Source organism: Pseudomonas sp. P1.8, assembly GCF_001269805.1.
In the GTDB taxonomy this organism is placed as follows: domain Bacteria; phylum Pseudomonadota; class Gammaproteobacteria; order Pseudomonadales; family Pseudomonadaceae; genus Aquipseudomonas.
The window spans coordinates 72,882-94,746 of record NZ_LHVM01000017.1 but is presented as its reverse complement, the minus strand read 5'-3'; the positions used below and the strand labels follow the sequence as shown (position 1 = coordinate 94,746).

The following is a 21,865-nucleotide window of genomic DNA, read 5'->3' as shown; positions in this document are numbered from 1 at the left end:
TGGCTGTCAATCACCCTTTACGTTAACGTCAACTTGAGCGAGAGTAGAGCCAGTTCAAGATAGAACGCGGACCCACCAGGTACAGGTCCGCCGGTAGCCCATTAATAAAGACAATAGGGGTCGTCATGGATCAACCCAGTGCAAATCAGCAACGCAGTTACACCCGCGGTTCCCAGGACAAAGCCTTGCTGGCGATGACCATCGGCCAGGCGTTTGATAACACTGTGGCAAAGTATTCGACCGCAGAAGCCTTGGTCGTGCGCCATCAACAGCTGCGCTATACCTGGCAACAACTGGCAGATGCGGCGGACCTGCATGCCAGGTCACTGCTGGCGCTGGGGCTGCAAACCGGGGACCGTCTCGGCATCTGGGCGCCCAATTGCGCGCAGTGGTGCATTACCCAGATTGCCACCGCAAAAATCGGCGTGATCCTGGTCAACATCAACCCGGCTTACCGCAGCTCCGAACTCGAATACGTATTGAAGCAGTCCGGTTGCCAATGGCTGGTCTGCGCCGGGGCGTTCAAGACGACCAATTATCACGCGATGCTGCAAGGTCTGGCGCCGGAGTTGGCAGAGCAATCCATCGGCCAATTGCAGTGTGAGCGACTACCGGATCTGCGCGGGGTGATCAGCCTGGATGCACAACCTCCGAGCGGTTTCCTGCCCTGGTCGCAACTTGCCGATCTCGCCTGCAGTGTGTCAGTCGACCAGTTGCGCGAGCGCCAGGACAGCCTGCATTTCGATCAACCCGTAAACATTCAGTACACCTCCGGCACCACCGGTTTCCCCAAGGGCGCGACCCTCAGTCACTACAACATTCTCAACAACGGTTACATGGTCGGCGAAAGTCTCGGGTTGACTGCCGATGATCGCCTGGTAATTCCAGTGCCGCTTTATCACTGTTTCGGCATGGTCATGGGCAACCTTGGCTGCATTACCCATGGCAGCACCATGATTTACCCGAACGACGCGTTTGATCCGTTGTTGACGTTGAGCACTGTCGCCGAAGAAAAAGCCACCGCGCTTTACGGTGTGCCAACCATGTTCATCGCCATGCTCGATCAACCGCAGCGCGCAGAATGCGACCTGTCGAGCCTGCGCACCGGGATCATGGCTGGAGCGACATGCCCGATCGAGGTGATGCGTCGGGTCATCAGCGAAATGCACATGAGCGAAGTGCAGATTGCCTACGGCATGACGGAAACCAGTCCGGTGTCATTGCAGACCGGCCCTTCAGACGAGCTGGAGCTGCGTGTGACTACCGTCGGTCGCACTCAGCCGCAGCTGGAAAGCAAGATCATCGATGAAGCGGGCAACCTCGTGCCCCGTGGCACCATCGGCGAGTTGTGCACCCGGGGCTACAGCGTGATGCTGGGTTACTGGAACAACCCCGAAGGCACGGCAGAGGCCATCGATCAGGCAGGCTGGATGCACACCGGTGACCTGGCGAGCATGAACGGCGAGGGTTACGTGTGTATTGCCGGGCGCAACAAGGACATGATCATCCGTGGCGGTGAGAACGTTTACCCCCGGGAGCTGGAAGAGTTTTTCTTCACGCATCCGGCTGTCGCAGACGTGCAGGTAATCGGTATTCCTTGCTCTCGTTATGGTGAAGAAATCGTTGCCTGGATCAAGTTTCATCCCGGCCACAGCGCTACCGAGCAAGAACTGCAAGCCTGGTGCAAGGAGCGCATTGCGCACTTCAAGACGCCGCGCTACTTCAAGTTCGTCGAGGAGTTTCCGATGACGGTGACCGGCAAGATCCAGAAATTCCGCATGCGTGAGATCAGCGTCGCGGAGCTCAAAGCGAAGCTGTAGGAGCTGGCGCAGGCTGCGATCTTTTGGAGGAACAGAAGATCCGGATCAAAAGATCGCAGGCTGCGCCAGCTCCTACAGAGAGATGAGTTGTTGCGAATATTTCATGAACGCCAGACAGCACAAAGGGGAGCCGAAGCTCCCCTTTAATTTGTCGTTGCGCGTGCTCTTTTTTTATTATTGAGGGTCGGTCTGTTTTTGTTTTTGGCAACCGTTGCCCTTTACCGCTGTTTTTGGCGATCCCCATTCGGGATCAAGAGCAAACGTATTTTTTTGAGCGCTGATCTGCTTTTTCGCTGAGCGATCCAACCAGTTCGGGAGCTACCTGAGGGTAGTTTTATTATTCTCTGCCCGGTTGCGGGTTACTTCGAAAAGCACCCTGAAAAGCACATCTTCTCCAAAAAAATCTGTTAGCTGCGTCTCTGCCGTGTTGTTTTTGTTATGTCAGAGTCGTTACGTCTTGTTTTTATTAGGGTTACTGCAAATTTTTTATTCTTGTTGTGCGATAGATATAGCAGGAGCCGTGCCAACTTTTTAAAACCCTTTAAAATCAATGATTTGCGATTTTTTAGGTTTTTGTCCCTCAGGGAATCCCCTAGTTTTTGTTTCCGTGTTACTCGCTTGCGCCCACATTTCAGAAACAGCGGTAACACCCGGACACATTCCCCCCACTCAGTGCGTGCTACGTGCCTTGGCCACACGAGAACCGGTTGGCCGGCCCAAGACGTTGCAAATCTGCTGACCGGCCAGGATCAGGGCCTCCAGGTCGATTGCGCTCTGAATGCCGAGGCCGTTAAGCAGGTACACCACGTCCTCGGTGGCAACGTTACCGCTGGCGCCCTTGGCGTAAGGGCAGCCGCCGAGCCCGGCAATAGAGCTGTCGAACACCGCGATCCCTTCCAGCAGGCTGGCATAAATGTTGGCCACGGCCTGGCCATAGGTATCGTGGAAGTGTCCGGCCAGTTTTTCCCTCGGCACATCCGCCGAAACCACTTCGAACATTCGGCGGGTCGCGCCAGCAGTGCCCGTACCGATGGTGTCACCCAGCGAAACTTCATAGCAGCCCATGGCGTAGAGCTCGCGAGCGACAACCGCGACCTGTTCCGGCGCGACGTTACCCTCGTATGGGCAGCCGAGCACGCACGACACATAACCGCGCACACTCACGCCATGTTGTCTGGCGGCGTCCATGATCGGTACGAAACGCTCCAGGCTCTCGCTGATCGAACAGTTGATGTTGCGCTGGGAAAACGCTTCGGACGCCGCCGCGAACACGGCAATTTCCTTGACCCCGGCAGCGAGGGCATCTTCAAAGCCCCGCAGGTTGGGGGCGAGAGCGCCATAGACCACACCGGGTTTACGCTGGATCTGCGCGAAGACCTCGGCCGAACCGGCCATCTGCGGCACCCACTTGGGCGACACGAAGCTGCCGACTTCTATATAGCCGAGCCCGGCGGCGGTCAGTGCATCAACCAGTTGCACCTTGTCGGTAACACTGATGGGCTGGGCTTCGTTTTGCAGGCCGTCGCGAGGGCCGACTTCGACAATGCGTACGTGCGAGGGGAGGGACATGGGGATTCGACCTGTGCTGATTGTTCGGAGAACCCTGTAGGAGCGAGCCTGCTCGCGATGGTTTCCCAGCCACCGCGTTTATCCAGCAAACACGCGTTATCGTTAACGACCATCGCGAGCAGGCTCGCTCCTACAGGGGGCGGATTTTACTGAATGACTTCCTGGCTTTTGAGCGTCTGTTCCAACGCCTGCACGCAGCGCTCTTCCGCCGTATCCAGTTCCAGCTTCATCTGCTCGATGTCCAGCAACTGCTGTTCCAGCTGTTCCCGGCGCTCGCTGATTTTTCCCAGCATGCTGTGCAACTGCTTGGTGTTACCGCTGGACGGGTCGTAAAGCTCGATCAATTCGCGGCATTCGGCCAACGAGAAGCCGATGCGCTTGCCCCGCAGGATCAGTTTCAGGCTGACCTTGTCACGGGGCGAGTAGATGCGTTCCTGACCACGGCGCTCAGGACTGAGCAGGCCTTGCTCTTCATAAAAGCGAATGGCGCGAGTGGTGATGTCGAGCTCGCGGGCGAGGTCGGAAATGCTGTAGGTCTGACTGCTCATGGAAGCGCTCACTGAAGGTCATGGCGCTAAGCTAATGGCAGGTTGACGTTTACGTCAAGGGGCGAAAAGGATCGCAGCCTGCGGCAGCTCCTACAGGAAAATGCGTATCCGTGTAGGAGCTGCCGCAGGCTGCGATCTTTTGAATGGCTTTACACCATTTTAGCGTCGAACTTCTTCTCATGCGCCGTCACCTGCTGGCACAACTCGATCATCTGCTCGCGCATCCAGCGGTTGGCTGGATCCTGGTCGGTGCTTTCGTGCCAGTAGAGGTGGGTTTCCACCGGCGGCACATCGTTGACCGGCAGATTGAAGGCGTGCAAATCGTTACGACGGGCAAAACGTTCCGGCACGGTCATGACCATGTCTGTCTGCTGCATCACCTGGGAGGCCATCAAGTAATGCTGGGAGCGCAGGGCGATCTTGCGCTGGATGCCCATTTTGCCCAGCGCCAGGTCAACATAGCCGAGGCCGCTGCGACGGCTGGAAATATGGATGTGCGTCAGCCCCAGGTAGTCGTCGAGGGTAAGCTTTTCCTTGGCCGCCAGCGGGTGCCCCTTGCGCATGGCGCACACGTAGCGGTCTTCCATCAACTTGACGTGGCGCACTTGCGGGTCGGTATTGAGGGGGGCATCCACGGCGAAATCGAGGCGGCCGGCTGCCAGTTCCTTGGTCGTCTCGCGACGCTTGGACAGGAAGCTTTCGATGATCACCGTTGGTGCGAGGCGGCGCAGTCGCTGGAACAGCGGCGGCAGGATCACCGCTTCGGTAAGGTCGGTCATGCTGATGCGGTAGGTCTTGTTCGCCTGTTGCGGGTTGAATATGCGGCTTTCCTGCACGGAGATTCGAAGCAGCGAAAGGGCGTTTCGCACCGGGCCGATGATGTTCTGTGCCATCGGTGTAGGCACCATGCCCTGGGCTGTGCGCACGAACAGCGGGTCGTTGAAGGTCTCGCGCAGGCGGGCCAGAGCGTTCGAGACCGCTGGCTGGGTGATGCCCACGATCTGCCCGGCACGGGTCAGATTCGCTTCGGTGTAGATCGCGTCGAAGACGATGAAAAGGTTGAGGTCGACCTTGCTCAGATTCATTACGCGGCACTCTTATTGTGTGGGCGGGCTGCTCTTGTAGATCAGCCGATCATATATCGGTGATGAATGTTTATACACGCCGAGAATAGGCTAGGTAAATTATCAACGCTGTTCTAGCATCGATACATGACCTAAACAACCTCCCCCAAGAAGGTATCTCGCTCATGGATTTCGCTTATTCGCCCAAGGTTCAGGAACTGCGTGAGCGCGTGACAGCGTTCATGGACAACTACGTTTATCCCGCTGAAGCCGTGTTCGAGCGTCAGGTCGCTGAAGGCGATCGCTGGCAGCCGACCGCGATCATGGAAGAACTCAAACTCAAGGCCAAGGCTGAAGGCCTGTGGAATTTGTTTCTGCCTGAGTCCGAGCTCGGTGCTGGCCTGACCAACCTTGAATATGCGCCGTTGGCGGAAATCATGGGCCGCTCGCTGTTGGGGCCTGAGCCGTTCAACTGCTCGGCGCCGGACACCGGCAACATGGAAGTGCTGGTGCGTTATGCCAATGAAGAGCAGAAACAACGCTGGCTCGAACCCTTGCTGCGGGGCGAGATCCGCTCGGCCTTCGCCATGACCGAACCGGACGTTGCGTCCTCCGACGCCACCAACATGGCCGCCCGTGCCGTGCGCGATGGCGATGAGTGGGTGATCAACGGCAAGAAATGGTGGACCTCAGGTGCGTGCGACCCGCGCTGCAAAATCCTGATCTTCATGGGCCTGAGCAACCCGGATGCGCCGCGCCACGCCCAGCACTCGATGATTCTGGTGCCGGTGGATGCCCCCGGCGTGAAGATCGTGCGCCCGCTTCCAGTGTTCGGTTATGACGATGCACCTCACGGTCACGCCGAAGTGCACTTTGAAAATGTCCGGGTGCCGTACGAAAACGTCCTGTTGGGTGAAGGACGTGGTTTCGAAATCGCTCAAGGTCGCCTTGGCCCGGGCCGGATTCACCACTGCATGCGTTCGATCGGCATGGCCGAACGCGCACTGGAACTGATGTGCAAACGCTCGGTGAACCGCACAGCGTTCGGCAAGCCTCTGGCACGCCTGGGCGGTAACATCGACAAGATCGCCGACTCGCGGATGGAGATCGACATGGCGCGCCTGCTGACATTGAAAGCGGCGTACATGATGGACACCGTGGGCAACAAAGTGGCCAAGAGCGAAATCGCACAGATCAAGGTCGTGGCGCCGAACGTGGCCTTGCGGGTTATCGACCGGGCGATCCAGATGCATGGCGGGGCAGGGGTTTCCAACGATTTTCCGCTGGCCTACATGTATGCGATGCAGCGCACCCTGCGCCTGGCCGACGGCCCGGACGAAGTGCACCGTGCTGCCATCGGCAAATTTGAAATCGGCAAATATGTGCCCAAAGAGATGATGCGCAGCGGGCATTAAGAAAAGCTAAAAGATCGCAGCCTTCGGCAGCTCCTACAGGATACGCATGCAACTGTAGGAATTGCCGAAGGTTGCGATCTTTTCAATACACCCAAACCTCAACCCGCCGATTCTTGATCCGCCCCTCATCTTCGCTATTGGCAGCCACCGGCATTTCGGCGCCGAATCCACGAATCTCACGAAACACCACGCCGTCTTTCACCAGTTCCCGCCGTACCGCCATGGCCCGCAGTTTTGACAGCAGATCGGCACGTGCGGGGTCGCTCTTGGCATCGCCGAACCCTACCAGCGTCACTTGCCCAGCCGTTTTGCCGTGCTGCTTTATATAGTCGAGTACGCGCGACAGGTCTTGCCGGGCCTTGTTGTCCAGACTGGCGCTGCCTTCTTCGAAGCGAAAATTTACCGACAAACGCTGGGCATGGCGACTCAGAGCCTGATACCCCTCTGGCATCAACGCATTTGGCGTGACGGCCATGGCCTGGACGGTCTGGGCAACAAACCCGTTGGCGGCGACGATCGCTTGCCCCTGGCTGCTTTGGGCGTAGGCCACCAGTGCTTGGGCCCAGGGATTTTTCCCCGTCGGTGGCAGGTAAAAGAACAAGCGTCGGGACAGCGGGTAGTCTTCTGTGGCGATCAGGCTGTCGAGTGGCAGCATGGCTTGCGATTGACCGTCGACGATGGCCACGGCTTTGGCTTGGCGCACGTAGGGCAGGCCGATAAAACCGATGCCTTGCGGGTCAGCGCTGACAGAGTCGGACAGTTGTTCGCTGGATTCGAAGCGCTTGGCGGTGCTGCTCAGCGTTTTTCCACGGCTGTTGAGGACCAGATCCTTGAACGTGTCGTAGGTGCCGGACTGATCATCCCGTGCATACAGATGAATCATCCCACCGTGTCCGCCGACTTCTTCCCAGGTCTTGGCGTCGCCACTGAAGATACGCGCCAATTGCAGGGTGTCGAGTTGATTCAGCGGATTGTCCGGATGAAGGATGATCGCCAGGCCGTCGATGGCGATGACCTGTTCGGCCGTGGAGTTCTTCAGATCGCCCAGGGGTTCGAGGCTGGCCAGTTCGCTGTCCTTGATTGAGCGCGATGAGGTGGCGAGATCGGCCGTGCCGGTTTTCAGTGCGGTGAAGCCGGTGCTGGAACCGTGGGCCGCCACTTCCACGATGACTTGGCGGCCTTGTCCGGTTTCACCCACGACATGCAGTTCGTTGGTCGTGTCCGTGAGGTTGCGATGAATATTGCGCAGACCCTGCTCACGCATCATTCCCTCGACCAGCGCCGGACCCAGCGCCGCGCCGATGGTGTTGGAACCCTGAATGCGCAGCACCGGACCGTGTTCGGGGATCGGCAAATTGTCAGCCGAGACCACTGGCAACAGGCCAAGGCTGAGGGTCAACAGGAACAACACGCGCAGCATCATGCCGGCACCTTAATAGCCAAAGGAGGTGCCGGGAGATTAAGTCAGTGAGGTTGCTAAAAGATGACAGTCAAAAGATCGCAGCTTGTGGCCGCTCCTACAGGAATATCTCGGAGCTGCCACAGGCTGCGATCTTTTGCTTTTCAGCTCAATTCAAGCCAGATCGGTGCATGATCCGAAGGTTTTTCCATGCCGCGCAGTTCGTAGTCGACACCGGCCGCCTTGACCCGCGGTAACAGGCCGTGGGACGCGAGGATCACGTCGATACGCAGCCCGCGCTTGGGTTCGTCCTCAAAACCACGGCTGCGGTAGTCGAACCAGCTGAAGACATCAGCCACTTGCGGGTTCAAATGCCGGAAGCTGTCAGTCAGGCCCCAATTCTTCAGGCGCGCCATCCACTCGCGCTCTTCCGGCAGAAAGCTGCACTTGCCGGTTTTCAGCCAGCGCTTCATGTTGTCCGGGCCGATTCCGATGTCGCAGTCTTCCGGGGAGATATTCACGTCGCCCATGACCACCAGTGGTTGCTCGTTTTTGAACTGGCTCTCCAGCAATTGCTGCAAGTCGCTGTAAAAGCGTTGCTTGGCCGGAAATTTGGTCGGATGGTCGCGGCTTTCTCCCTGTGGGAAATAACCGTTCATGATCGTCACCGGCACGCCATTGGCGTCGGCGAAAGTGCCCCAGATGAAACGCCGTTGGGCGTCTTCTTCATCGGTGGCGAAACCTTTGTGCAGGGCCAGCGGTTCCTGGCGCGAGAGCAGAGCGACGCCGTAATGGCCTTTTTGCCCGTGGAAATACACGTGATAGCCCAGCGCCTGAACCTCGGCCAGCGGGAACTGTTCGTCGTGGACTTTGGTTTCCTGCAACCCGATCACGTCGGGCTGATGTTTTTCGATCAGCGCCGCCAACTGATGGGGACGGGCGCGCAGCCCGTTGATGTTGAAGGAGACGATCTTCATGGTCGGCAGTCCTGGCAAAAAGGGCGATGCTAGCTGACATGTAGGAATCGGGCCAGTGTTGGGGTGAGGGGATTGGACTATGTCTGTCAGCGATGTATTGGCAGCGAGCTTGCTCGCGTAGGCGATTTCATTGCCTACACTCAATCCCGATCCGCAAGGAACTGTGTGCGCCCAAATGAGCTCGTAACAACAAGAGCGCAGCCACCCGAGCTGTGCCGGGGAGAACGACCGTCATGCCCGAAACCTCTACCACCATTGCCGATATACATATGCTCGACAGCGGCTACGCCCGCGAAGCACGCTCCCTGTTGTATCAGGCCTACCGACACGAGCCGACGTTCGCCTATCTGTTCGAAGCCGAACGCCCCGGTTATGAACAGCGGGTTCGCGCGACTGTGCGCGAACTGGTCACGCAGCATTTTCTCCAGGATCTGCCGGCCATCGGCCTGTTGGTCAATGATCGCTTGATCGGCATCGCTCTGATTGCACCGCCGCAACGCCGCCTGGGTATCACTGAAAGTTGGGCCTGGCGTCTGCGCATGGTGCTCAGTACCGGTTTTCGATGCACGCGACGCTACCTTGAATATCACGATGATGTGGCGGCGTGCGTACCGAACGACTCGGTACACGTTCTGCCGTTGCTGGGCGTGCATCCACAATTTCAGGGCAAGCATTTCGGAGAGCAATTGTTACAAGCCGTGCACAACTGGTGCGCCGTGGATGAAAACTCGCAAGGCGTGATCCTCGACACCGGCAACCCTCGCTACCTGGAATTCTACAAGCGTCAGGGTTACGAGGAAATTGGCGAAGTGGCGATAGGGCCGATCCGCGAGCACGTGTTTTTTCACCCCAATCCGCAGGTGTTACATAGCGCAACGGCTTAGCACCGAACTTTCCGCGCAAAGCAGGCTCTATCACGCTCCCGTGTTCATCAATCATGCTCGTGATAGCATCCGCGCCTATGAAGTTTCCAGGAAGAATTACCAGTGGCGTGCTGATGCTGATTTCCAGCTGCACGGCACTGGCGCAAAGTGAATTGGATGTGCGGATCAAACCGTCCAACGATGAACTGAAGGCCAATATAGAGGGCTATATCGGCAGCCTCGGCGATCGTGACGAAGAAGCCTTGCAGCGCTTCAGTCGCGGCGCCGAGGAACAGGCGCGCAAGGCCGCCCAGGCCTTGGGCTACTACCAGCCGCACATTGACAGTAATGTGAAGGGCGGCGAGAAGCCGCGCCTGATACTGACCATCGACCCGGGCGAACCGGTGCATTTGCGCAACGTCACAATACGCATCGATGGTCCTGCGGCCTCCCTCAAAACCTTCCGCGTGCCCAAGAGCGAGGCGCTCAAACCGGGAGCGGTGCTCAATCACGGGCATTACGAAGATGCCAAGCGGCTGATCCAGAACCAGGCTTCGCGCTACGGCTTCTTCAGCGGCCATTTCACCCGTTCAAAATTATCGGTCGATCCACGAGCCGGTGTGGCCGATATCGAGCTGATCTACGACAGCGGCCCGCGCTATGCCTTCGGCAAAGTCGGGTTCAAGGGCGACACGCCGTTCGACGAAGACCTGCTGCAACGCATGGTGCCGTTCAAGGCCGGCGAGCCGTACGACTCGGAAATGATCGCCGAGCTCAATCAGAACCTGCAATCGAGCGGCTACTTCGAAAGTGTGCGTGTGGACGCGGCGCCTGCGGCCTCCAAAGACAATGTCATCCCGGTGGACGTCGAACTGGATACCCGCAAACCCCGGACCATGGGCCTGGGGCTGGGTTATTCCACCGACGTCGGGCCGCGGGTCAAGGCTAACTGGACCCGGCACTGGGTCAATCCGCAAGGGCACAGTTATGGCTGGGAAACAGAAGTCTCGGCGCCACGGCAAAACGTCGGCCTGTTCTATGACATCCCGCTGGATCCGCCGCTGACCGACAAACTGCGGTTTGCCGGTGGCTATCAGAATGAAGAAATCGCCGGTACTGACACCCTCAGCAAGCTGCTGACGATCGGCCCTGAATGGCACAGCAAGTTGCCCAGCGGTTGGCAGCGCGTGGTGTCGCTCAAATGGCAGCGCGAAGAATACAAACTGGGCGACGATTCGGGGCTCAGTACCTTGCTGATGCCGGGTGTGAGCTATTCGTACCTTAAAAGCGACAACCGCATCGACCCGCACAATGGCTACCGCCTGCAGTTCGAATCGAAAGTGGCCAAGGAAGGACTGGGCTCCGATAACAACCTGCTCTACGGCACGGCGCTAGTCAAAGGGTTGACCACAGTGTTCGATAAACACCGATTCCTCGGGCGCGTCCAGATCGGCGGCAGCGCCACCAATGGCTACAAGTCCATACCACCTTCACTGCGCTTTTTCGCCGGTGGTGATCAGAGCGTGCGTGGTTACGACTATCAAAGCCTGTCGCCGGAAAACAATGAAGGCGACCGCATTGGTGGCCGTTACATGGTTGCCGCCAGTGCGGAATATCAATACTCCGTCGCCGAAAAGTGGCGGGTCGCGACGTTCGTCGACCAAGGCAACTCCTTTAATACGCTTGAATTGCCGAACCTCAAGACCGGGGTCGGTATCGGCGTGCGCTGGGTGTCACCGGTGGGGCCGATTCGCCTCGACCTGGCCCATGCACTGGACGACGATGGCGGTATTCGATTGCACTTTTCCATGGGGCCTGAGCTGTGAATCGTGGCTTGAAAGTAACGCTGTTGGCGATTCTTGCGCTGCTGACGCTGGTCATTTTGACCCTGGCCACAGTGCTGGGCACGGCGACGGGCAGCCGCTGGGCGTTGGGTTTCGTGCCGGGTTTGAGCCTGGACAACTTTCAGGGACGATTGGGCGGACAGTGGAGCGCCGACCGCGTGCTGTGGCAGCAGGACAGCAGCCGGGTTGAACTGAACAAGGTCATTTTCGCCTGGTCACCGCTGTGCCTGACACGCATGACGCTGTGCATCGAGCAGCTGAAGGTCGATCAGGTCAGCCTGCAATTTCCACCGAGTGCCGCAGACGACAGTAGCGGGCCGATCACGCTGCCGGATCTGAATTTGCCGGTATCGCTCGAACTGGGAGACATCCAGGTCGCCAGCCTGTTGTTCAATGGCACCGAGCAGCTCAAGGGCTTGCAACTGGCGGCGCATTGGACGGTCAACGGCTTGCAGATCGACTCAGTGAAATTGCAGCGCGATGAACTGAGCCTGAACCTGTCCGGTCTGTTGCAACCGACGGGCCACTGGCCGCTCAAAGCTGAAGGCAAACTGACCCTGCCTGCACCGGGCACCGAACCGTGGGCACTGTCACTCAAGGTTGATGGCGACTTGCTGAAAACCCTGAAGCTGAAAGCCGACAGCAGCGGTTACCTCAATGGGCAACTGACGGGTGAGCTGCAACCGCTGGTTGAAAACCTGCCGGCCAAGGTACGCATCACCGCTGATGGCTTCAAGCCCAGCGTCGACCTGCCCGACACCCTGCAACTCAATCAGCTGGAGCTGACCGGTGCCGGCGACCTGAAAAAAGGTTACGCGCTGCAAGGCAAGGCGAGTTTGCCCGCCGAGGAAGGCCCGGTCGCGCTGGTGCTGCAAGGCAAGGTCGACGCCAACGGCGCACAAATCGCCGCGCTGGACCTGACCGCCAACGACAAGCAAAGCCTCAAGCTCACGGGGCAACTGGACTGGAGCAAAGGCCTGAGCGCCGAAGCGAAGATCGACTGGCTGGACTTCCCGTGGCACCGGTTGTATCCGCTGATCGATGAACCGGAAGTGGCGTTGCGCCGCTTTAACGGTGAAGTCTCCTACACCGACGGCAAGTACCTTGGTCATTTTGACGCGGTGGCGGATGGCCCGGCGGGTGCCTTCACCCTGGCGAGCCCGTTTGCCGGAGACCTGACCAAGGTCTACCTGCAACAGATTCAACTCCAGGCCGGACAGGGCAAAGCCGAAGGCCACCTGAACCTGCAATTCGCCGATGGCATTGCCTGGGACGCCGCGCTGGACCTGTCGGCCATCAACCCGGCGTACTGGGTCGCGGAGCTTCCGGGCACGCTGGCGGGGCCGTTGCGCAGTAAAGGCGAGATGAAAAACGAGAAGCTCAGCCTTAACGCCGACCTGGACCTGAAGGGCAAATTGCGCGGCCAACCGGCAGTGATCGAGGCCAAGGCGGACGGGGCCGGTGAGCAATGGAACCTCAATGCACTGCAAATTCGCCTCGGTGACAACAGCATCACCGGCAAGGGCAGCCTGCAACAGAAACTCGCCGGACAGATCGACATCAAGCTGACGCGTTTGGCGCAACTCTGGCCCGAGCTTCGCGGCCAAATCAATGGCCGCGTAGATCTCGCCGGGAGCCTCAAGGCACCGCAAGGCAAGCTCGGGCTGCAGGGCACTCAATTGGTTTTTCAGGACAATCGCCTGCAAAGCCTGAACCTCGACGCCACCCTCGACAGTGCGCAACGGGCGAAAATCGACCTCAAGGGCAGCGGCATCCAGGCTGGGGACACTTCACTGGGGACGTTGACCGCCAGCGGTCAGGGCGACATCAAGAACCAGAAACTCGCCCTCGACCTGCAAGGGCCGAAGCTGAAGCTGGCCTTGGGACTCGACGGCGCGCTGGACAAAGGCAACTGGCGCGGACGCCTGGCCAGCGGTGATATTCAGGCCGGCGGGCAGGACTGGAAACTGCAAGGCCCGGCGAAACTCGAACGTCTGGCGGACGGTAAAATCAACTTTGGCGCCCATTGCTGGGCATCCGGCCAGGCCAGCCTGTGCGGTGAAGACTCGCGCCTGATGCCGGAGCCGAAGCTGCGTTATCACCTCAAGCAATTTCCTATCGAAAGCCTCGCGCAATGGCTGCCCAAGGATTTCACCTGGCAGGGTCGGCTCAATGCCGACCTGCAACTGGACCTGCCGGCCGGTGGCCCGAATGGCCTGATCAGCGTCGACGCCAGTGGCGGTACGTTGCGCATCAAGGAAAAAGACCAGTGGATCGATTTCCCGTACCAGACCCTGAAGCTCACCAGCAAGCTCACGCCTAAACGCATCGACACCGACCTCAATTTCGCCGGTGCCAAGCTCGGCGAACTGATGGTCCAGGCGCAGATCAATCCGTTGCCCAAGAACAAACCGGTGTCGGGCTCATTCCGCTTGAATGGGCTGGACCTGTCGGTGGCGCGGCCGTTTGTACCCATGGTCGAGAAACTGACGGGCCGTTTGAATGGCAGCGGTACGATCTCCGGTGGTCTGTTGGCGCCGCAGGTCAATGGCAGCCTGCAACTCAGCGACGGCGAAGTGTCCGGCCCCGAGTTGCCGATGGAGCTCAAAAACCTCAACCTGCAAGCGCTCATTGCCGGCGAAAACGTGCAACTGAACGGCGGTTGGAAAAGCGGTAAGAGCGGGCAGGGGACCTTGAACGGCAACATCGCCTGGGGGCAGGCGCTGGTGGTGGACCTGGCGCTCAAGGGCTCGCAGTTGCCGGTGACGGTGGAACCTTACGCCAAGCTGGAGGTGGCACCGGACCTGAAAGTTTCGATGAAGGGTGACGAGTTGGCCATCGCCGGCAAAGTGATGGTACCCAAGGGCGACATCACCATTCGCGAGTTGCCGCCTTCGACGGTCAAAGTCTCCGATGACACGGTGATCGTCGGTCAGCAGACCGAAGAGGGCAAGCCGCCGCTGGCGATGAAAATGGACATTGAAGTGGTGGTCGGCGAAGAGAAGCTGAGCTTCGCCGGGTTCGGCCTGACCGCCAATGTCCAAGGGCATGTCCACATCGGCGACAACATGGACACCCGTGGCGAACTGTGGCTCAACGACGGTCGTTATCGCGCCTACGGGCAGCGGCTTTCGGTACGTCGGGCGCGGCTGCTGTTCGCCGGGCCGATTGATCAGCCGTACCTGGACATCGAAGCGATACGCCAGACCGACGACGTGATCGCCGGCATTCGCCTGAGCGGCAGTGCCGAGCAACCGACCACGCAGATTTTCTCCGAACCGGCCATGAGCCAGGAGCAGGCGTTGTCCTACCTGGTGCTCGGCCGTCCGTTGAGCACTAACGGTGAAGACAACAACATGCTGGCGCAGGCGGCACTCGGGTTGGGCTTGATGGGCAGTGCCGGGGTGACCGGAGGACTAGCCAAGAATCTGGGGATCGAGGACTTTCAGCTCGATACCGAGGGGAGCGGCAATACCACCAGCGTGGTGGCCAGCGGCAACATTTCCGAGAAGCTCAGCCTGCGTTATGGCGTCGGGGTGTTTGAACCCGCCAACACCATTGCTCTGCGTTACAAACTGAGCAAAAAGGTTTATCTCGAAGCTGCCAGTGGCATTGCCAGCTCGCTGGACATTTTCTACAAGCGGGACTTCTAGCCGCCTTCACATCAAAATCGCAGCCTTCGGCAGCTCCTACGGGGTACACAAAACCCCGTAGGAGCTGCCGAAGACTGCGACTTTTTGCATTTCCTACTCCATTGGTCAACTATTTACCAAGCAGGCTAACTATTGCGTTGACATTAGCTGCCTAGGCAGTAACATCTGCTCATACATTCACTGCCTAGGCAGTTATTAGGTGAGCAAATGAATCACTTCTCTCCCGACGACTTCAAGAACTGCCATTTGGGCATGTTGCTCGGCCGAGCTGCCCTGTTGAAAGACCGGATCCTCGACAGTCACATGGAACCCCACGGCATCACCGCCGCGCAGTTCAAGGTGTTGATCATCATCGCCCAGTACGGCGTCGACTCACCGGGCGACCTGTGCCGTCATCTGTCCCTGGACAGCGGCTCGATGACCCGCATGCTCGATCGTCTGGAGCAGAAAAATTTCCTTGTCCGTCAACGCTCCGAGGCGGACCGCCGTCAGGTTCAGCTTGTCCTCACGAAGGAAGGGCTGAAGCTGGCCGACCGTCTGCCGCACATCGGCGCCGAAGCCATGAATCAACTGGCCGTCGCCATCACAGCCGAAGAACTGGAAGCGCTGGAGTCGATTCTGAAAAAAATTCTGGTAGCCGCCGGTGACTCGCTCACCCTGCAGCGGGTAGGCAACAAATGAGTAGTAAAACCTTGCGTACCGGACTGAGCCAGGTGTTGTTGGCCATGAGCCTGGCCGGTTGCGCCAGTTACAGTGGTCTGAAAACCGAAGGGGTGAGGCTCGACGCGAAAAATCTCCAGGCCGGGCAATCCCTCAGCGGCGTGACCTTGTCGCCCGCCGCATGGCCGAGAAGCGACTGGTGGAAAAGCCTGGGTGATCCGCAACTTGACGGCCTGATCCGCGAGGCCCTGCGCGACAGCCCTGATATGCAGATCGCCGAGGCCCGCGCCCATCAAGCCAGTGCCGCCGCGTATGCCGCCGATGCCGCACGGATGCCGACCCTGGATGCCAGCGCCGGTGTCAGCCGTTCGCGGTTCGCCAAGGATCAGGATCCACGAGGCCAGGGCGATGCCTATGCCACCGTGCGCAACATCTCCGCCGGCTTCAACTACACCTTCGACCTGTGGGGTGGTCAGCGTGACGCGTGGGAGGCTGCGTTGGGCGAGGCGCGCGCCGCCGAAGTCGACCAACAGGCCGCGCAATTGACCCTGGCAGCCGATGTCGCCCGTGCCTACAGCGATCTGGGCCAGGCACACATTGTTTATGACTTGTCCAACGAAGACCTCAAACGCACCCGGCAAATGCTCGATTTGAGCCAGCGCCGCCTGCGCGCCGGGATCGACAGCCAATACCAATATCAACAAACCGAAAGTCTGGAAGCCACTTCTCAGGCCAATCTGATCGACGCCGAAAAACGCCTCAACAGCGCGAAGATCGCCTTGGCTGTGCTGCTCGGCAAAGGCCCGGATCGCGGTAATGAAATAGCCCGTCCAAACATTCTTCAGCCAGGTGCGGTAGCGCTACCTTCAGTGCTCCCGGCCGAGTTGCTCGGTCGCCGTCCGGACCTGGTGGCAGCACGTTGGCGAGTCGAGGCGGCGAGCAAAAGCATCGACGCCGGGAAAACGCAGTTCTATCCCAACCTGAACCTCAGCGCCGCCGCCGGTGCCGAATCGTTATTGGGCGATGCAATGTTCGGTTCGGCGAGTCGCTTTTTTAATGTCGCGCCGACGATTTCCGTGCCGATTTTCGATGGCGGACGCTTGCGCGCCGACCTCGATTCCCGGGATGCCGATTATGACCTCGCGGTCGCGCAGTACAACAAAAGCCTGGTGAGAGCGCTGGGCGATGTCAGCGACAGCATCAATCAGTTGCGTGATATCGGTCGGCAAATCGCGGCCCAGCAGCACGCCACCAACATCGCCCAGGACTCCTACAACACCGTGGTCCAGCGCTACGGTTCCGGCGTCGGCAATTATCTGGACGTGCTCAGCATCGAACAGCAATTGCTCCAGGCCCAGCGTCAGCTGGCGAGCCTGAATGCCGAGCAGATCGATCTGTCGATTCAACTGATGCAGGCCTTGGGCGGCGGCTTTACGCCCGACACCATTGCCTCTGCCAACACTTCGCCAGCCTCGCTGAGCCACTAATTCAAGGTATTTTTCATGGACATCGCCGATACAACTCAACCCCCGGAAAACACCCCGACCAATCCCGACTCGGGCAAGCGCAAGCTCATGTTGCTGGCGCTTGCCGTGGTTGTCGCGCTAGGCGGCGCGGGCGTCTGGGCTTATCACGAATTTTACGGGCGCTGGAGCGAAAGTACCGACGACGCCTATGTGAACGGCAATGTCGTAGAGATCACCCCGCTGGTCACCGGTACCGTGGTGAGCATCGGCGCTGACGATGGCGACCTGGTGCATGAAGGCCAGGTGCTTGTGAATTTCGACCCGAACGACGCTGAAGTCGGTTTGCAAAGTGCCCAGGCCAATCTGGCCCGCACGGTGCGTCAGGTTCGCGGTTTGTACAGCGATGTCGACGGCATGAAAGCCCAGGTCAACGCGCAGAAAGCCGAAGTGCAGAAGGCGCAGGACAACTTCAGTCGCCGGAAGAACCTGGCGGCTGGCGGGGCGATTTCCCAGGAAGAGCTGTCCCACGCCCGCGATGACCTGGCCTCGGCGCAAAACGCACTGACCAATGCCCAGCAGAAGCTCAAGACCAGCAGCGCTTTGGTCGACGATACCGTGGTGTCCTCGCACCCTGACGTGATGGCCGCCGCGGCGCAATTGCGTCAGGCCTACCTGAACAATGCCCGCAGCACCTTGATCGCACCGGTCACCGGTTACGTGGCCAAACGCAAGGTGCAGCTCGGTCAGCGCGTGCAGCCGGGGACGGCGCTGATGGCGGTGATTCCGCTGGATCAGCTATGGATCGACGCCAACTTCAAGGAAACTCAGCTGCGCGACATGCGCATCGGCCAGCCCGTGGACATCGAAACCGATCTGTACGGCAGCGAAGTGACATTCAGCGGCACCATCGACAGCCTCGGCGCCGGGACCGGCAGTGCGTTCGCCTTGCTGCCGGCGCAGAACGCTACCGGGAACTGGATCAAGATCGTCCAGCGTGTACCGGTGCGAATTCATGTGAATGCCGAGGAACTGGCCAAACATCCATTGCGTGTCGGTCTGTCGACCACGGTTGACGTGAACCTTCGCGATCAGAGCGGCCCGGTGCTGGCACAACAGCCGCCGCAAAAGGCGTCATTCAGTACCAGCATCTATGACCGTCAGTTGGTCGAGGCCGACGCAATGATCGCGCAACTGATCCACGACAACAGCGCCGCCGTCAGCAAGACCGCGCAACGCTGATTCGCCAATCCGCCATCAACCCGACCTCTGTAGGAGCGAGCCTGCTCGCGATATCGGACTGACATTCAACATCAAAGTCGACTGAACCGACGCAATCGTCGGAACGCCGCCCGGAGCAGGCTCGCTCCCACAGGATCAGCTGCACCGGCAATCGGGGCAGCGCCAGACCTGTTTCAAAGGATTCGCGATGAGCAATAACGCCTCTTTCACGCCGCCCAGCCTGGTGCTCGCCACCATTGGCCTGTCGCTGGCCACTTTCATGCAAGTGCTCGACACCACCATCGCCAACGTGGCTTTGCCGACGATTTCCGGCAACCTGGGCGTGAGTTCGGAGCAGGGCACCTGGGTCATTACTTCGTTCGCGGTGAGCAACGCCATCGCACTGCCGCTGACCGGTTGGCTGAGCCGGCGTTTCGGCGAGGTGAAGCTGTTTCTGTGGGCCACGGTGCTGTTTGTACTGGCCTCGTTCCTGTGTGGTATTTCCACTTCGATGCCGGAGCTGATCGGCTTTCGCGTGCTGCAGGGCCTGGTCGCCGGGCCGATGTATCCAATGACCCAAACCTTGCTGATTGCCGTGTATCCGCCGGCAAGGCGTGGCATGGCCCTGGCGTTGCTGGCGATGGTCACGGTGGTGGCGCCGATTGCCGGTCCGATTCTCGGGGGCTGGATCACCGACAGTTACAGCTGGCCATGGATTTTCTTCATCAACGTGCCGATCGGCGTTTTCGCGGTCCTGGTCGTGCGCTCGCAGCTCAAGGCGCGGCCGGTGGAGACCCGTTATCAGCCGATGGACTACGTCGGTTTGATCGCGCTGATCATCGGCGTCGGGGCGTTGCAGGTGATCCTCGACAAGGGTAACGACCTGGACTGGTTCGAATCGAACTTCATCCTCATCGGCGCGGCCATTTCGGTGATCGCCCTGGCGGTGTTCGTGATCTGGGAAATGACCGACCGCCATCCGGTGGTCAATTTGCGGTTGTTTGCCTATCGCAACTTTCGCATCGGCACGCTGGTGTTGGTCCTGGGTTACGCGGGGTTCTTCGGTATCAACCTGATTCTGCCGCAGTGGTTGCAAACACAGATGGGTTACACCGCGACCTGGGCCGGACTGGCCGTAGCGCCGATCGGGATTCTGCCGGTACTGCTTTCCCCATTCGTCGGCAAGTATGCGCACAAGTTCGACCTGCGCCTGCTGGCCGGGGTGGCGTTTCTGGCGATTGGCCTGAGCTGCTTCATGCGTGCCGAGTTCACCAATGAAGTGGACTACCAGCACATCGCCCTGGTGCAGTTGTTCATGGGCATTGGTGTGGCGTTGTTCTTCATGCCAACCCTGAGCATCCTGATGTCCGACTTGCCGCCGCACCAGATCGCGGATGGCGCCGGCCTGGCGACTTTCCTGCGAACTTTGGGCGGCAGCTTCGCGGCGTCGTTGACCACGTGGATCTGGATTCGTCGGGCCGACCAGCATCATGCTTACATGAGTGAAAGCATCAGCACCTATGAGCCGGCGACCCGCGAAGCCCTTAATTTACTGGGTGGGGCCGGCAATCAGGCCTATGCGCAACTCGACCATGTGCTGACCAGCCAGGCGTACATGCTCTCCACCGTGGATTACTTCACGTTACTCGGGTGGGGCTTCATGGGCTTGATTCTGATTGTGTGGCTGGCCAAGCCGCCGTTTACCGCCAAGGCCGGGCCTGCGGCTTCCGCGGCACATTGAGCCGAACGCGATCAGGCGATTGCGATGTGTCAGATGCCATTGATGCAGCTGACACAGCGCAATCGCCAGCAAGCCGGCTCCTACAGGGGGGGCGTTTGGCTTTAGTGGCTTTAGTTTGTCGGTGCGGTGAGTTGCGGCGGTGGAGTGAAATCAAACGGCGCCAACGCAAATCCGCTCTCATCCACCTGCAACGCCCAACCTTGCTTGTCCCAATCTCCCAGCACAATGCGCCGTGCCGCCTCTTCGCCCAGTTGCAACTTGTGAATGGCGGGGCGGTGGGTGTGGCCGTGGATCAGGGTTTTCACGCCGTATTGCTGCATGATCCGCGGAATCTCTTCGGGCGTGACATCGACGATGTCATTGGCCTTCATCCGTACTTGTGCACGGCTTTCACTGCGCAGCTTGCGGCCCAGTTTATGGCGGGTGCTCAAAGGCAAGTGCCGCAGGATGAACAGCGTGATCGGGTTACGCAGGTAACGCCGTAGCTTCATATAGCCGATGTCGCGGGTGCAAAGGCTGTCACCGTGCATCAACAGCACAGGTTCGCCGTTGAACTGCACGACACTCGGGTCCTTCAGCAGGGTGCAGCCGGCCGCTTTGCAGAATGCCTTGCCGAGCATGAAGTCACGATTGCCGTGCATCAGAAAAATGGCCGTACCGCTGTCGCTCAAATCGCGCAGGGCCAGGCAGATGGAACGCTGGAAAGGGGTCATGGCGTCGTCGCCAATCCACGCCTCGAAAAAGTCGCCCAGAATGTACAGCGCACTCGCCGAGCGGGCGCGTCCGGCGAGCAAATCCAGAAACGCCCGGGTTATGTCCGGGCGCTCCTCTTCCAGATGTAAATCTGAAATCAGCAATATCACTCAATGATCTCGGCTTTCTCGATGATCACGTCGTCTGCTGGTACGTCCTGGTGGCCGGACTTGGAGGTGGTGGCCACGCCTTTGATCTTGTCGACAACGTCCTGGCCTGCAGTCACTTTGCCGAATACCGCGTAGCCCCAGCCCTGCACGTTCTTGCCGCTGTGGTTGAGGAAGCTGTTGTCGGCCACGTTGATGAAGAACTGCGCGGAAGCCGAGTGCGGCTCCATGGTGCGGGCCATCGCAACGGTGTACTTGTCGTTGGAAAGACCGTTGTCAGCTTCGTTCTGGATGCTTGGGCGCTTGTCTTTCTTTTCTTTCATGCCTGGCTCGAAGCCGCCGCCCTGGACCATGAAGTTACCGATGACACGGTGGAAAACGGTGTTTTCGTAGTGACCGGCTTTAACGTACTCGACGAAGTTGGCCACGGTGATCGGGGCTTTGTCGGCGTTCAGTTCGAGGACGATGTCGCCGAAGTTGGTAGTCAGTTTGACTTGGGTCATGATCAGCACTCTTTTAAGGAGAAGCATACTTAAGGAATTCGTGGTGTTGGAACCTCACGTCCCGCCACCGGTTCAGCCTGTCTCGGCCAAGGTGCGCAGTTTAGCGTGACAGGCGCGAATTTCGAGGCTGTTTTTTCATTTACAGCCTATTAAATGCGACGGTTTACAGAGCGCGCTCTGTCAGGTACTTGACGGCATCGGCTATGATAGCGGCTTTGTTTTGTCCGGCCTTCATTACGGCCACGCACTTGTACGTTCAAGGATC

16 protein-coding genes are annotated in these 21,865 nt (G+C 59.1%); 9 read left to right on the top strand and 7 right to left on the bottom strand.

Annotated features, from left to right (window positions below):
* The first annotated feature begins 125 nt into the window (after positions 1 to 125).
* Positions 126 to 1,820 (top strand): AMP-binding protein, encoded by a 1,695-nt coding sequence (locus AD668_RS19815; RefSeq protein WP_053161481.1) that lies wholly within the window; start codon positions 126 to 128, stop codon positions 1,818 to 1,820.
* A 669-nt stretch (positions 1,821 to 2,489) separates the two neighbouring features.
* On the opposite strand, the gene AD668_RS19810 is transcribed toward AD668_RS19815, so the two are convergent.
* The 3 genes from AD668_RS19810 to AD668_RS19800 all read right to left on the bottom strand — a co-directional run bounded on the left by AD668_RS19810 (position 2,490) and on the right by AD668_RS19800 (position 5,022).
* Entirely contained in the window at positions 2,490 to 3,389 is a 900-nt protein-coding gene (locus AD668_RS19810) for a hydroxymethylglutaryl-CoA lyase (RefSeq protein ID WP_053161480.1), read from the bottom strand.
* Between the two features lie 146 nt (positions 3,390 to 3,535).
* A complete protein-coding gene (locus tag AD668_RS19805; RefSeq protein ID WP_053161479.1) occupies positions 3,536 to 3,937 on the bottom strand; it encodes a MerR family DNA-binding transcriptional regulator in 402 nt (133 codons plus the stop codon).
* Positions 3,938 to 4,086: 149 nt separating this feature from the next.
* Positions 4,087 to 5,022, bottom strand: coding sequence for a LysR family transcriptional regulator (locus tag AD668_RS19800; RefSeq protein WP_053161478.1), 936 nt, complete (start codon positions 5,020 to 5,022; stop codon positions 4,087 to 4,089).
* A 164-nt stretch (positions 5,023 to 5,186) separates the two neighbouring features.
* Here AD668_RS19800 and AD668_RS19795 point away from each other — a divergent pair, with 164 nt between their 5' ends.
* Entirely contained in the window at positions 5,187 to 6,416 is a 1,230-nt protein-coding gene (locus tag AD668_RS19795) for an acyl-CoA dehydrogenase (RefSeq protein WP_053161477.1), read from the top strand.
* A gap of 82 nt (positions 6,417 to 6,498) precedes the next feature.
* Here the strand turns inward: AD668_RS19795 and AD668_RS19790 are convergent, their stop codons facing one another.
* Complete coding sequence (locus AD668_RS19790; protein WP_053161476.1) at positions 6,499 to 7,839, bottom strand: substrate-binding domain-containing protein; 1,341 nt, start codon at positions 7,837 to 7,839, stop codon at positions 6,499 to 6,501.
* Between the two features lie 140 nt (positions 7,840 to 7,979).
* A complete protein-coding gene (gene xthA / locus AD668_RS19785; protein ID WP_053161475.1) occupies positions 7,980 to 8,792 on the bottom strand; it encodes an exodeoxyribonuclease III in 813 nt (270 codons plus the stop codon).
* A 233-nt stretch (positions 8,793 to 9,025) separates the two neighbouring features.
* On the opposite strand from xthA, the gene AD668_RS19780 reads away from it, so the two are divergent.
* The 7 genes from AD668_RS19780 (at position 9,026) to AD668_RS19750 (ending at position 20,237) form a co-directional block, all read left to right on the top strand.
* Positions 9,026 to 9,676: an N-acetyltransferase gene (locus AD668_RS19780; protein ID WP_053161474.1), complete on the top strand. Its 651-nt coding sequence runs from the start codon at positions 9,026 to 9,028 to the stop codon at positions 9,674 to 9,676.
* Between the two features lie 77 nt (positions 9,677 to 9,753).
* A complete protein-coding gene (locus AD668_RS19775) occupies positions 9,754 to 11,481 on the top strand; it encodes an autotransporter assembly complex family protein (protein ID WP_053161473.1) in 1,728 nt (575 codons plus the stop codon).
* Positions 11,478 to 15,152, top strand: a complete 3,675-nt coding sequence (locus AD668_RS19770; RefSeq protein ID WP_053161472.1) for a translocation/assembly module TamB domain-containing protein — start codon at positions 11,478 to 11,480, stop codon at positions 15,150 to 15,152. Before AD668_RS19775 ends, AD668_RS19770 begins: the two co-directional genes overlap by 4 nt.
* A gap of 207 nt (positions 15,153 to 15,359) precedes the next feature.
* Positions 15,360 to 15,833 carry a MarR family winged helix-turn-helix transcriptional regulator gene (locus AD668_RS19765; protein WP_053161471.1) on the top strand — a complete coding sequence of 158 codons (474 nt, stop codon included), beginning with the start codon at positions 15,360 to 15,362 and terminating at the stop codon, positions 15,831 to 15,833.
* Complete coding sequence (locus AD668_RS19760; protein WP_053161470.1) at positions 15,830 to 17,299, top strand: efflux transporter outer membrane subunit; 1,470 nt, start codon at positions 15,830 to 15,832, stop codon at positions 17,297 to 17,299. The genes AD668_RS19765 and AD668_RS19760 overlap by 4 nt, the downstream gene beginning before the upstream one ends.
* 15 nt (positions 17,300 to 17,314) lie before the next feature.
* Positions 17,315 to 18,517 carry an efflux RND transporter periplasmic adaptor subunit gene (locus tag AD668_RS19755; RefSeq protein ID WP_053161469.1) on the top strand — a complete coding sequence of 401 codons (1,203 nt, stop codon included), beginning with the start codon at positions 17,315 to 17,317 and terminating at the stop codon, positions 18,515 to 18,517.
* A gap of 187 nt (positions 18,518 to 18,704) precedes the next feature.
* The gene (locus AD668_RS19750; protein ID WP_053161468.1) at positions 18,705 to 20,237 is read left to right on the top strand and encodes a DHA2 family efflux MFS transporter permease subunit; all 1,533 of its coding nucleotides are present in this window, start codon (positions 18,705 to 18,707) and stop codon (positions 20,235 to 20,237) included.
* 110 nt (positions 20,238 to 20,347) lie between these two features.
* Here the strand turns inward: AD668_RS19750 and AD668_RS19745 are convergent, their stop codons facing one another.
* Both AD668_RS19745 and AD668_RS19740 read right to left on the bottom strand, forming a co-directional pair.
* The gene (locus tag AD668_RS19745; RefSeq protein WP_053161467.1) at positions 20,348 to 21,100 is read right to left on the bottom strand and encodes a UDP-2,3-diacylglucosamine diphosphatase; all 753 of its coding nucleotides are present in this window, start codon (positions 21,098 to 21,100) and stop codon (positions 20,348 to 20,350) included.
* Positions 21,097 to 21,600, bottom strand: coding sequence for a peptidylprolyl isomerase (locus AD668_RS19740; RefSeq protein ID WP_053161466.1), 504 nt, complete (start codon positions 21,598 to 21,600; stop codon positions 21,097 to 21,099). Before AD668_RS19740 ends, AD668_RS19745 begins: the two co-directional genes overlap by 4 nt.
* Positions 21,601 to 21,865 lie beyond the last annotated feature (265 nt).